This is a genomic window from Alcanivorax sp. (genome assembly GCF_017794965.1).
Lineage (GTDB): Bacteria > Pseudomonadota > Gammaproteobacteria > Pseudomonadales > Alcanivoracaceae > Alcanivorax.
This window is the reverse complement of the sequence record NZ_CP051240.1, coordinates 2,816,966-2,829,241: the sequence shown is the minus strand read 5'-3', so window position 1 is coordinate 2,829,241 and position 12,276 is coordinate 2,816,966. Positions and strand designations below refer to the sequence as shown.

Here is a 12,276-nt window from a genome sequence, read left to right as displayed (position 1 = left end):
CTATATGGGCTTATTTCATGGGACTATTAAAGCTAACAGTTGTTAGTGGTACGGTTATGGCAGAGACAGTGCGACAGCGCCAGAAGCGGCAAACCCGGGAGCGGATCCTGGCGGCGGCGCGTACGCTGATGGAAGGGGGGCGCGGGCTGGATAGCCTGGGGCTGCGTGAGGTGGCAAGGGAGTGTGGACTGGCCGCCACCTCGATCTACAACCACTTCCCGGACATGGATGCCCTGGGGCTGGCGTTGATTGATTCCTGCTGTTTCCGTTTACGTTCGGCCATGGAGTACGAGCGGCGCAGCATGATCGAGATTGGTGCTGCCCGGGCGGTTGATGAGCTGGTGGCGCGATTTGTGCGCTACCTCAAGGAACACAGTAACGATTTTCGCCTGTTGGTGCAGCAGCGTCTGGGCAGCCATGACCGTTACCGGTTAAGGATACAGCGCGAGCTGCAGTTGCTGGTGGATGAACTGGCGGAGGACGTGCGCCAGGCGGTGTCTGCCCGCGGGGGCGCCGAAGTGCCGGCGGAACAGGAAGCAGAAGCGGCGATCGCGATCATGTTCGGGGCCGGTATTTCCATGCTGGATAGCAGCCTGGCAGCGCGCAAGGTGCTGGCGGATCATGCCTGTTTGCAACTGCGAATGCTGGTCCTGGGCGGGCGAGCCATGGCCTCAGGCGAACGGCTGTAAACGGACACGCTGTGATGGATGTCACGGGCTTTTATCGGCCATTGCTCTATAAGGGGGCAGGCAAACCGGGCGTTGGAATCTTTGCGCCCTCACAGGGATGAAGGCGAGCCACAAATTGGAGGTGGCAATGGCATTCGATTCAAGAGACCCGTATGACGCGGCCGCGTTATATGACATGTGGCTCAATTGTAGCCGCTGCCCGACCACTTTCGATTTCGAGCCCGGCGGGCAGATCAATCTCGATTACTACCACCGCATCGGACAGCGTGCCCGTCAGGAGAAATGGGCTGTGCTGCCCGCCCCCAGCCAGGGGGGCGAGCTGGTGTTCACCGTCCTGTGCCCGTCCTGTGCCGACCGACTGGGTGTGCAGGGGGGAGAGGGGGGAGAGGGGCGACTGGAGTGCGCTGAGCCGATCATTGATCAGATCTGCGAAGCCATGCTCAAGGCTTCCTGAGACCGCTGCTCTCCTGTCCAGCCGGCTGAGCGTTACTGTCATCGCTCTGGTTTTGCCGACTCGCTAGACTGTCATTGGCAATCAGCCAATCCGCCGTCCAATGCAGTCAGGAGCTCACATGAACGCCGATTCCGTCACTCTCGCCGATGCCCTCAAGCAGCGTCGTTCTGTCCGTGGTTTTTTGGACAAGCCGGTTCCCCAATCGGTTCTGGATGAGGTGTTTTCACTGGCGCAACATGCCCCTTCCAACTGTAATATCCAGCCTTGGCAGGTATGGGTGGCCAGTGGCCAGTCCCGCGATACCCTGCGTGAGCGAATGGTGGACAAGGTCAGCCGTGGAGTACCGTTCGAGCCAGACTATGACAGTCTGCCCCGCTTCGAAGGGGTGTACCGGGAGCGGCAGGTAGATTGTGCCATGGCCCTGTACGGCAGCATGGGGATTGCCCGGGAGGACCGTGAAGGTCGCCGCCGTGCGGAACTGCGCAATTTTCAACTGTTTGATGCTCCCCATGTGGCTTTCATCGGGATGGACCGAGCCTTCGGGGTCACCGTAGCACTGGATGTGGGGATGTATATCCAGTCCCTGCTGCTAACCATGAGCGCTTACGGGCTGGGCGCCTGTGCCCAGGGCAGCATGCGTTATTACCCCGCCGATGTGCGCGAGATTCTTGGCATTCCGGATAGCGCCGCCATCGTGCTGGGGATCAGCTTCGGTTATGAGGATCCGGACATTGCGGCCAACAAGACCCGGGTAGGGCGGGTCCCCCTGAAGGAGTCTGTGCGCTTCTGTGGCTGAGGCTGGCATGAGCCCGGCAGCTGCATGAAAAATATGCTACAATGGTCGTTTTACTGAAGAAGTGGTTCCCCCTTCATGTCCATGATCATTGTCAAAGGCTCCTTTCCCATCAAGGCCGACCAGCAGCCCGTTGCGCTGGATCTGGTGCAGGCACTGGCCAGTGCCTCGCGCAAGGAGCCGGGCTGTCTGTCCTATGAGGTCTATGTGCAGGCGGATGAGCCCCGGGTGATCATGGTGCTGCAGCAGTGGAGCAGCCTGGATGCACTGGAAGTGCACTTTGGCTCCGAGCATGTGGATGCGTTTCTGGATGCCATTCCTGATCTGATTGACGGCGAGGTGCACTCAGCACGCTATGACGTGAGCAGTGTGGATGGTGAGCCGGTGGTGGAAGAGGTTCAGGATATTGCCCCGGTGGTGCTGGCCGGCAATATTACCCTGCATTAACGGCATTATAGACCTTCCTTCTCCTCCCTCCGTTTTTCCCGGACACGTGTGCGTGTCGGGACATGTGCGTGTCGTTTCCGGCCCGTGTCTGTATTGCCTGTACTGAGGTACCCTTTGAGGTTCCGGTACAGGAGCCTTCATGAAGACCCGCATTGATTCCATAGAAGACATCACTCGCAATTTTGCCGAACAGGGCTATATCTGTAGTGACCAGATTGCTCTGGCGATTTATCTGGCGGCCCAGCTGCACAAGCCGGTGCTGGTGGAAGGGCCGCCGGGTGTGGGCAAGACTGAACTTGCCAAAGCCGCTGCCGCTTTTCTCGAGGCGCCGTTGATCCGGCTGCAATGTTATGAAGGGCTGGATGAAAGCCGTGCCCTGTATGAATGGAAATACGGTAAGCAGCTTCTCTATACCCAGCTGTTGCGCGACAAGCTCAGCGGCATGCTGGCGGATACCGACAGCCTGGATGCCAGCATGGCCCGTCTTGGCGATCTGGGCGAGGCCTTCTACAGCGATACCTTTCTGGAGCCGCGCCCATTGCTGCAGGCCCTGCGCAGCGACGAGCCGGCGGTGCTGTTGATCGATGAGATCGACAAGGCCGACCAGGAGTTCGAGGCGTTTCTGTTGGAGTTGCTGTCGGATTTCCAGATATCCATTCCCGAGATGGGCACGGTCAAGGCGCGTCATCAACCGCTGGTGTTGCTCACCAGTAATGACCAGCGCGAACTGTCCGACGCCCTCAAGCGACGCTGTCTGCATCTCTACATTCCCTATCCGGAGCCAGCCCATGAGGCCGCCATCGTGGCCGCTCGCGTGCCGGAACTGGAGGCAGCGCTGCGCGAACAGCTGGTGGCCTTTATCCAGTACCTTCGCGAACAGGAGATGAAGAAGCTGCCGGCCATATCCGAGACCCTGGACTGGGCCCGGGCGCTGGTGCTGCTGCATGCCGACAGCCTTGATCAGGCCATGGTGGCGGATACGCTCAACCTGGTGCTGAAGACCGAGCAGGATGTGACGTTGGCTCGGGAGTTGTTGCCTGCCTGGCTGCGCAAGTTCGGGAAGCGCTGATGCTGTCCCGCCGACTGTCGGAATTTGTCCAGGCGCTGCGCGGGGCAGGATTGCGAATTTCCCCGGATGAGGCGGCCATTGCCATGCAGGCTGTGGCCCTGGTGGGGTACGACTCGCGCCAGCGTTTTCATGATGCGCTGTCGGTGAGTCTGGTCAAGGAAGAGCACCATCGGGAAGCCTTTGAAGAGACCTTTGCCCGTTACTTTCAGGGTGGGGAACGGGCCCGCGACGGAGGGGGGGAGCAGGACGAGTCGGCCCCGGGTCAGTCGCAGATGCCGCCGTCATTGGCGCTGGCCGACAGTGAAGCGGTGGAGGGCGCGGGCGAGTCAGGGGAAAATGCCGAGCTGGATGCCCTGCTGGCTTCGTCTGCAGAGCAGTTGCAGCAACGCATGGCCGAGGCGGCTGCCGCCATGGATTTTACCGCCATGCAGGTGATTACCCAGCAGGGGCTGTATACCCGTAGATTGTTGATGAACATGGGGATGGGGGCGGTGGATGAGCGCGTGCTGCAGCTTTCCCGGGGCAGTGGCGTTGACGAGGCCCGTGCCGATGCCCTGCGCGAATGGCGAGGGCAGGTTCGCGAGCAGGCCGCTAGCCTGGTGCGCCGGCAGTTTCTGTTGCACGGCGCAGCGCGGGGCCGGGAACTGCGCGAGCACACTATGCGACAGGTTGCCTTCCGGGATCTGCGGGAATTTCGTGAGGTGAAATCATTGGTGCGAAAGATGGCGCGCCGCCTTGCCAGTGCCCATCAGCGCCGCATGAAAGTGGCCCGGCGCGGCCAGCTGGATGCCCGCCGTACGCTGGGCAAGAGCATCCGTCATGACGGGGTGCCGGCCTCTCTTGTCTGGCGCCGCAAGCCGCCGCACAAGAGTCGTGTGATGGTGATCTGTGATGTATCCAGTTCGGTCAGTGAACCGGCGCGATTTCTGCTGCAATTCCTCTATGCCATGAGCGATGTGCTGCCGCGGGTGCGCAGTTTTGCCTTTGCATCCCGGTTTGATGAAATCAGCGAGGACTTTCAACGTTATGCGCCGGATGTGGCGGTCGCCCGTGTGCTCGACAGGCTGTCAGGCAGTGGTACCGACTACGGTGAAATGCTGGAAGGCTTTCTGGGCATGTGCGAGGGCCAGCTGGATCGGCATACCACCGTGATCATTCTGGGGGATGCGCGCAACAATTATCTTCCGGAGCGGGCAGAGCTGCTGGCGCAGATTCGCCGGCGGGTGAAACAGATCTGGTGGTTGAACCCGGAAGCCCGAAGTCAGTGGAACAGCGGTGATGCGGTGATGGCCAGTTATCTGCCCCACTGCCGGGTGGCCCGGCGTTGTGCCAACCTCAATGATCTGGAGCAGGTGGTCGATAGTCTGCTGGGCAGTCTCCGGTCTGTCTAGGCTTGCCCTTTGATGCGAAGGTCCGGGTCGCGGAGCACCCGTTTCAGTGTCATCAGCAGGCGTTCGCTGTTGATGGGTTTGGCCAGATGGCCGACCATGCCTGCATCGTGACAGGCCTGAATCTTGTCTGGCACCGCATGGGCGGTGAGCGCAATGATTGGCACCTTGACCAGCCGCCCTTCCTTCTGCAGCTTGATGATGGAGCGGGAGGTTTCGAAGCCGTCCATTTCCGGCATTTCGCAGTCCATCAATATCAGGTCAAAAGGCTCGTCGGCCGAGAGCAACACGGCAATGGCTTCCATGCCGCTCTCTGCCACTTCCGTGGCATAGCCCAGCTTTTTACAGAGCCCCTCGGCCACCATCAGATTGATGTGGTTGTCATCCACGATCAGCAGCCTTCCGCCGGAATGGGTGAGATCGTCAATGTCGTCGTGGATGGAAGGCAGGTTAGCGCTGGCATCGGTTTTAGGCAGCGGCAGGCGGAACCAGAATCGGGAGCCTTCATTGCGGCGACTGTCGACACCGATCTCGCCGCCCATGATCTCCACCAGCTGCTTGCAGATGGCCAGCCCCAGACCGGTGCCGCCATAGCGGCGGCTGGTGGAGCTGTCTCCCTGCTGGAAGTAGTCAAACAGGTTGGTCAGTTGCTCCGGGCTGATGCCGATGCCGGTGTCGATGACTTCGAACAGCACATAGTCGGGATTGTCGCTATCGCGAGTGGCCGCCAGGGTGATGGTGCCGTTATCGGTAAATTTCACGGCGTTGCTGATCAGATTGACAATGATTTGACGCAATCGCACCGGGTCACCCACGCAATAGTGCCCCAGGTCCTTGCCCATTTCACGGGTGAGCAAATTGGATTGCACACGGGCCTTGTGCTGGAACAGGCCGAGGGAGTCATTGACCAGTTCATGCAGATCAAAGCGGGTCTGCTCGATGGGCATCTTGCCAGCCTCGATCCGGGAGTAATCCAGGATATCGTTGATCAGGTTGAGCAGGCTGTTGCCGGATTGCTCAATGATATTGAGGTTGTGCTGCTGTTCGTTGTTCAGCGGTGATGTCTTGAGCATGTCCACGGTGCCGATAATGCCGTTTAGCGGTGTGCGGATTTCGTGGCTCATTACGGCCAGGAATTCACTGCGGGCACTGAGGGCACTGTTCAGTTCCTGGGTCCGCTCTTCCACCCGTTGTTCGAGGGCCTCTGTGGCCTCGCGCTGAATACGGGCGTTCTCGCTTTTCAGTACCGTCATGCGGTGGGCCAGTGCAAAGGAGAGCAGTACGGCTTCCAGGAAGGTGCCCAATTGCATGATGTTCTCGATCAGCCAGCTGCCTTCCACGACCCCGAATGCCTTGAGGATGAAAATCGTGGTGGTCACCGCCACGGACAGGAATGCAAGCAGGAAATAGCGGGCAGGGCTGTAACCCTGATAAATCAGCCAAAGGGACAGCACCAGCATGATGAAGGGCCAGGGAAGCACCGCCGCCGTGGTGATCTGGATGCTGTAGTGGAAGCTGATCAGGGTGAAGGGGATGGCGAGCAGGGCCAGCACGGTGACGATGGTGATCACCCGGTTCATGAACGGTAAACGGGTGCGAAGTTCAAGAAAGTGCTGCACGAACAGCATCGAGAATGCCAGGGTAAGCAAGTTGAAGATGGGCAGGGAGTAATGATTCCACATGGGGGAGTCAGGCCATAACCACTGATAGCTCAAGCCTTCCCGGGTGAACAGATTGAGTCCAAAGGTGCCCAGATAGAGCACATAAAGCAGATAGCTGGGTTCACGGATGGACAGGAAGATCATCAGGTTGAAGATGCACATGGCGATGATGGCGCCATAGTAGATGCCGTAGAGCAGGGATATCTGGTTGTCCTGCTGGCTGAAAGCCACTGGCGTTTTGATGCTGACGGGCATTTCGATGACGTTGTCGCCCTGGGCTCGGATCAGCAGGTAGCTGCGGTCCTGGGGGGGGAAGCTCTGCAGGCTGATCAGGTGATAATGGCGAAATTCCCGCTGGCTGAAGGGGATGCGATCGCCCATACGCTGGTGGTCAATGGCATTGCCATCCCGGTCAAACAGGTAAATGTCCAGAAAATCCAGATGAGGGCGGCTGATGCGCAGGAACCAGTTGGGAAAGCGGGTGTTGTTGTCCAGCGTCACCAGAAACCATTGCAGGCCATCCCGGAAGCCCTGTGAAGGGTAGCGTGAGGTCAGTGTGGTGCCTTTGCCGTCTTGCAGGGCCTTGAGGGCGGAGCTGGGGGTCAGGCTGTGGTCCGGGTCCGGCAGCCATTGCATGCCCGAAGCGGCCTGATACTCCTGCTGGTCCTCCGTCAGGGTAAGGCAGTGGCCCAGCAACGGCAGTAATAGTGCCATCACTACAAGCCCGATTGGCAAGCGGCGTCCCTTTCTCATTCCCGATCCTGTTTTTCGCTGTTATGTGGACCTGCTGGTCAGCGGTGCCGAGACCTTGGGTGTCGGAGTTGGCGCCGGTGTGGCTGGCGGTTTGCGGCCTCGGAGCCCTCTTCTTGGCTGATTTTACAGAATTTACCGGAATAACAGGAACATTTCGCCTGACCGCATCTCCAAATACCTGACTTAATTGGAAAAGGAGTCTCGAATGAAAGTCATGATGCGTGGTGCACTGATGTTGTCCTGTTCAATGCTGGCTGCGCCGGGAGCCTGGGCAGCAGGTCCGTACATTGGCGGTAACTACAGCCAGATTCAGTATGACAACGAAGAGTTCGATACGGATACCCTGAAAATTGATGCTGCCACGGTGAGCGCGGGTTTTGAGTTTTCCGAATTTATCGCCCTGGAGGCCCGGGGTGGAATGGGTTTCGATGAAGACTCCCAAGGCATTGCCGATTTTGAGCTGGATCACCTTTATGGCGGTTACCTGAAGTTGGGTGCGCCCATCGGCGAGACCCTGCGCCCCTATGTGATTGGTGGTTACACCAAGGCCAAGGGAACCGTATCGGCGGAGGGTGATGTGGCCGGTGTCAGCTACTCCTTCAGCGATAGTGAAAACTTTGAGGATGAATCTTACGGCGCCGGTCTGGATTTCAATATCACCGATACGCTGGGTGCCAATCTGGAGTACATGCGCTACATCGATACCGATGAAGAGGAAATTTCAGGTATCAGTGTGGGGCTGCGCTCTGCATTCTGATTACCTTGGGTAGCGCCCAATGCTTGACGCTGAGGCCGCAAAATCCTGCCTCTTGTATTGCGAAAAACCACTCAAGGGGCTGATTTCCTGCGGGGTGCCGGAGGCTCTCTGGAGTCTTGATCGGCACCCTGCGCCAGGCTCCCTGGCCGTCAGGCGCTGGCCCGTTCTTCACTGTTCAGGGCCCTTTCCAGATTGGGGCGAAAGGCCGCATTGACCCCCAAGTTCATCAGGGTCCAGTAGTGGCCGCTGACTACGCGCTCAATGAGCAGCGAGCGCGGTGAGGGCTGAAACTTCATCATCTGTTCCAATGGCGTCTTGCGGACCTGCTTCATGATGTCGGTATGCAGTCGGGACTGGGCAAAGTCAAAGGGATCACTGGAAAAGGCGCGCAGCAGCATTTCGATCCAGGTGGCATAGAACTGATCGCTGACCTGGCTATCCGGTTTGCGAGCGCCCAGGGTTTGCAGGAGGTTGTCCAGTTGTCCCCAGTTTTCCTGTAGAGCGGCTTTCACGATGCTGCGAAGCAATTCCGCATCGTCGTCCGGCAGGCGTTTCACGGCGCCAAAGTCATACATCACGATGCTGCCATCGGTGCGAAAGGCAAAGTTCCCCGGGTGGGGATCACAGTGAACGGTGCGAAAGCGGAAGATCTGTTCGCCAATGGCATCAAACAGGCGCGTGCCCAGCAGGTTGCGGGTGTCCTGGTCGAAGCCATTTTCATCATTGGTCTGCTCCAGTGGTGTGCCCCGCTCCAGGCTTAGTGTGAGCACTTTCTCACTGGACAGTGACGGGTAAACCCGGGGGATGATCAGCCAGGGTTGGTGCTGGTGAAATTCCCGGAACTGGTTCAGGTTGCTGGCTTCTTGATGGTAGTCCAGCTCTTCTTCCAGCTGGTTGCGAATTTCAAGGAAGACGCCGTCCAGCGCGGCTTCATCCACTTTAAGCAGGCTGCCAAGGCGGAGGATACGGCGCAGGTGTTTCATGTCCGAGTCGATGGATTCCTTTACCGCCGGATACTGTACCTTGACCACGACCTCGTCGCCCTCATGGGTGGTGGCCCGGTGCACCTGGCCAATGGACGCAGCCGCGAAAGGGGTGTCCTCGAACTGGGCGAACAGGGCATCGATACTGTCCCCCAGTTCCTTTTCCAGCTGACGGCGAATCACGTGAAATGGCATGGGCGCCGAGGCGTTCTGCAGGACCTTGAGTTGCTCACTGATTTCTCGCGGCAGGATGTCCTGCATCTGTGAGGCAATCTGCCCCACTTTCATCACGGCCCCCTTCATTTCTCCCAAGGTGGCCGCCACTTCCTTGCCGATGTGCTGCATCAGTTTTTCCCTGTCTGCAGCCTTGGCGGTGTCTGACTGGAACAGCCCCTTTACCTGGTGGCCAGCTACCCGAGTGGCAATGGAGGTGGTCATGCCGGTAAGGCGAAAAAGGCGCCCGGTAGTGGTGGTGGGGCGTTTGCGACGGCGTTTCTCGGCCATGATCTCTCTCGTAGCGCTGTAGTGGTGTTATTTATATTTTGAGTGTTGTAGCCGTTAACTTAGCGCTGCGGAGTGAAGGCTGTACAGGGTAGAAAGGGACAGTTCCCGTCTCAATGGTCGACAGGAGCGGTCAGCCGGCCATTCAGGGGCGGGTCACGAGGCGCGAGAGGCGAAAATCGAAAGGGTCAAAGAGGCCAAAGCAGAGTGGTGCCGCTATCTGATGGCTTCAAGCAGGGTTCTGGTTGTTGCCTGTTGCGGCCGCAGAGCGGCAACAAAAGAAAGGGGGCCAAGAAGGCCCCCGAAAGGAGAGTAACAACAAAAAGGGTTCAGAATCAGCTACGGTTCTGACCGGCAGAAACCAGTTCGTTGAACAGTTTCTCGCCTTCTTCGCGTGCGGTGGCAACGGCGCCCAGGCCGGCCAGCACGAATTCGTTGGTTGCGTCGGCTTTCTCGCCACGCTCTTTCTTGCCGGCTTCTACCAGTTTCTCGTAGATTTCCTGGCGTTTCTCCGGCGCGCTGTCCAGCAGTTCGCGGGCAGCCTGCAGGGCGCCACGGCCGGCCAGCAGGGCTTTCGGCTTGCTTTCAGCGTCTTCGCCAAAGGCCTCGGTGCCTGCAGCCACATACTTGTTCAGCAGCTCTTCAGAGTTTTCCTCTGCCTTGTCATAGGCACCCAGGCCGGCCAGGTAAAGCTTGTTACCCAGGTCCTTGGCACGGTTAACCAGAGATTCGCTTTGTTCACGCAGATCTTTCAGCTCGCCCATGATGCTTGCTTCCTTCAATTTGTCCGGTGTGAGAAAAAAGTGCAGCGGTAAATTGGCGCTGCGTGATGAGAAGAGTAAGAGGGATTGCGGGGCGGAGGCGCCTTATTTGTCAGACAATTATACACAGGGCGGATGGTGTTCATGCTTCAAGGTGTGATATCCATCAAAGTCAGTAAGCCAATCACCGCATGGTCGTGCTTTTTTCTCATGCGTACACTGGCAAGAAAGGGCTGTGGAAGTCCTGGAGCAAGACGTTCATATTTTGGGGTTCGTGAGACAGAGAGAGAAGAATGCTAGAAAAGTTCATCGCGAAAGTGCCGTCGCGGATCTGGGCAGAAGGCCGTCCCGGCAAAGCCAGACAATGGGAAGCTGAATTCAATGTGGCGTCCTGGGTAAGAGTGGCCGGGGCCTCCGGGCAGGTCCAGCTGGTGGTGCGTTATGTGGACAAAAGCAATGACCGCGCTGTGCTGGTGGATACGGCCGAGGTGACCGGGGAAGGCAGTGCCTTGCTTTCAGGCTCGGTCATGCTGCGCCTGAGTGCGGATGTGGAGCAGGTGCAGGTATCCCTGCGTCTGTCGGATCCGGCCATGAACTTCGTGGTGGAAGAACTGTTCATGCAGCGCCGTGGTTCTGCCTTGGGCGCCTCCGACAAGCTGATTTCCAATTTCTGAACGCGGTCAGCCCTGCTGACGGCACTTAATCTCCAGATTCTGCCCGGTCATGTCCCGGGCGGGATCTTGTTGTTCGTTCATGCCTGCCCCTGAGGCCACCGGCTCATTTAATAGCGATTGTGGCCATTCCTGAAAATCCAGTCCGGTAAGTCGGTTCAGATTCTCCAGTGCGGTTTCCGGCCGAAGTGTGCTGAGTGTCAGTATCCTGCTCATGATGCGATCCCCGTGTGTCTAAGCACTCAAAAGCGAGAACCGTGCCAGCTTGGGAAGGATGTTTTTTCTTTTTGTTTTCAGTGGGTTATGTTTTTTCTGCCGGCTGGGCGCCGGACAGGGGGCCGGCGCTCGGCAGCATGTGACAATTTTTGTAACCCGCCTCAGTCGAGGAAGAAGTCCGGCAACAGTTTGTCATCTTCCAGATTGGGGTCGACCCGGTATGCGCTGAAATCCGTGGTCCCGGTATCTCGCAGAATGTCTTCATCAATGAAGAATTGTCCGCTGGCGGCGGACACGGGCCGGGTGAGGATCGCATAGGCCGCATCAGCCATGATGGAGGGTTGGCGGGCGGCCTGTACCGCCGGGACGCCGCCCAGCTGGTTCTGTACGGCGGCGGTATTGATCACGGTCTTTGGCCACAGCGCATTGACTGCCACCTTGCCCTTGTACTCGTCGGCCATACCCAGAACGCAAAGGCTCATGCCGTACTTGGCCATGGTGTAGGCCACATGCCGACCAAACCAGTGGGGGGCCATATTGAGTGGTGGTGCCAGGTTGAGGATGTGTGGGTTATCCGCCTTTTTCAGGTGCGGCAGGCACAGTTTACTGGCCATGAAGGTGCCGCGGCTGTTGATCTGGTGCATCAAATCGTAGGACTTCATGCTGGTGGCTTCGGTGCCGGTGAGGGCGATGGCACTGGCGTTGTTGACCAGGATGTCGATGCCGCCGAAGGTCTCAACGGTCTTGTCCACCGCAGCCAGCAGTTGGTCCTCATGGCGGATGTCACCCACGCAGACCAGCGGATTGCCGCCAGCCTCGCGTATTTCCTCGGCGGCAGTGTAGATAGTGCCGGGCAGCTTGGGGTGAGGTTCGGTGGTCTTGGCAAACAGGGCGATATTGGCGCCATCCCGGGCGGCCTTGAGGGCGATGGCCTTGCCAATGCCCCGGCTGGCGCCGGAAATGAACAGGGTCTTGTTGTGCAGTGGGTTGGTCATGGTGCTCTCCCGTGAATCAGGCTGCAAACCTACCAAGCGCTTGGTTTATTGGCAATAGCGCCTTGTGGCAGTGTCCTGTGGTCACTTGTCACAAAAGGAATGGCAGGCTAAGGTGTCTTGCTCGGTCATTTGGGGCCA

General features: G+C 58.5%; 13 protein-coding genes. 8 read left to right on the top strand and 5 right to left on the bottom strand.

Annotated features, from left to right (window positions below; all coding sequences use genetic code 11):
* Positions 1–56: 56 nt before the first annotated feature.
* The 6 genes from HF945_RS12445 (at position 57) to HF945_RS12420 (ending at position 4,843) form a co-directional block, all read left to right on the top strand.
* Complete coding sequence (locus HF945_RS12445) at positions 57–689, top strand: TetR family transcriptional regulator (RefSeq protein ID WP_290522915.1); 633 nt, start codon at positions 57–59, stop codon at positions 687–689.
* Between the two features lie 127 nt (positions 690–816).
* Entirely contained in the window at positions 817–1,143 is a 327-nt protein-coding gene (locus HF945_RS12440) for a hypothetical protein (RefSeq protein ID WP_290522914.1), read from the top strand.
* Positions 1,144–1,261: 118 nt separating this feature from the next.
* Complete coding sequence (locus HF945_RS12435) at positions 1,262–1,939, top strand: nitroreductase (RefSeq protein ID WP_290522913.1); 678 nt, start codon at positions 1,262–1,264, stop codon at positions 1,937–1,939.
* A 75-nt stretch (positions 1,940–2,014) separates the two neighbouring features.
* Positions 2,015–2,383: a putative quinol monooxygenase gene (locus HF945_RS12430; protein ID WP_290522912.1), complete on the top strand. Its 369-nt coding sequence runs from the start codon at positions 2,015–2,017 to the stop codon at positions 2,381–2,383.
* A gap of 139 nt (positions 2,384–2,522) precedes the next feature.
* On the top strand, positions 2,523–3,452 hold the full coding sequence (locus HF945_RS12425; RefSeq protein ID WP_290522911.1) for a MoxR family ATPase: 930 nt from the start codon (positions 2,523–2,525) through the stop codon (positions 3,450–3,452).
* Positions 3,452–4,843 carry a VWA domain-containing protein gene (locus HF945_RS12420; protein ID WP_290522910.1) on the top strand — a complete coding sequence of 464 codons (1,392 nt, stop codon included), beginning with the start codon at positions 3,452–3,454 and terminating at the stop codon, positions 4,841–4,843. Before HF945_RS12425 ends, HF945_RS12420 begins: the two co-directional genes overlap by 1 nt.
* Here the strand turns inward: HF945_RS12420 and HF945_RS12415 are convergent.
* Complete coding sequence (locus HF945_RS12415) at positions 4,840–7,254, bottom strand: hybrid sensor histidine kinase/response regulator (protein ID WP_290522909.1); 2,415 nt, start codon at positions 7,252–7,254, stop codon at positions 4,840–4,842. The two genes, HF945_RS12420 and HF945_RS12415, sit on opposite strands and share 4 nt — an antisense overlap.
* Before the next feature lie 205 nt (positions 7,255–7,459).
* On the opposite strand from HF945_RS12415, the gene HF945_RS12410 reads away from it, so the two are divergent.
* A complete protein-coding gene (locus tag HF945_RS12410; RefSeq protein ID WP_290522908.1) occupies positions 7,460–8,011 on the top strand; it encodes a porin family protein in 552 nt (183 codons plus the stop codon).
* 149 nt (positions 8,012–8,160) lie between these two features.
* Here the strand turns inward: HF945_RS12410 and HF945_RS12405 are convergent, their stop codons facing one another.
* A complete protein-coding gene (locus HF945_RS12405) occupies positions 8,161–9,498 on the bottom strand; it encodes an AarF/ABC1/UbiB kinase family protein (protein WP_290522907.1) in 1,338 nt (445 codons plus the stop codon).
* A gap of 332 nt (positions 9,499–9,830) precedes the next feature.
* Positions 9,831–10,259 carry a hypothetical protein gene (locus HF945_RS12400; protein ID WP_290522906.1) on the bottom strand — a complete coding sequence of 143 codons (429 nt, stop codon included), beginning with the start codon at positions 10,257–10,259 and terminating at the stop codon, positions 9,831–9,833.
* A gap of 290 nt (positions 10,260–10,549) precedes the next feature.
* On the opposite strand from HF945_RS12400, the gene HF945_RS12395 reads away from it, so the two are divergent.
* Entirely contained in the window at positions 10,550–10,930 is a 381-nt protein-coding gene (locus HF945_RS12395; RefSeq protein ID WP_290522905.1) for a hypothetical protein, read from the top strand.
* Positions 10,931–10,936: 6 nt separating this feature from the next.
* On the opposite strand, the gene HF945_RS12390 is transcribed toward HF945_RS12395, so the two are convergent.
* Positions 10,937–11,143 carry a hypothetical protein gene (locus HF945_RS12390; protein WP_290522904.1) on the bottom strand — a complete coding sequence of 69 codons (207 nt, stop codon included), beginning with the start codon at positions 11,141–11,143 and terminating at the stop codon, positions 10,937–10,939.
* A gap of 161 nt (positions 11,144–11,304) precedes the next feature.
* Positions 11,305–12,138, bottom strand: coding sequence for an NAD(P)-dependent oxidoreductase (locus tag HF945_RS12385; RefSeq protein ID WP_290522903.1), 834 nt, complete (start codon positions 12,136–12,138; stop codon positions 11,305–11,307).
* Between the last annotated feature and the right edge of the window lie 138 nt (positions 12,139–12,276).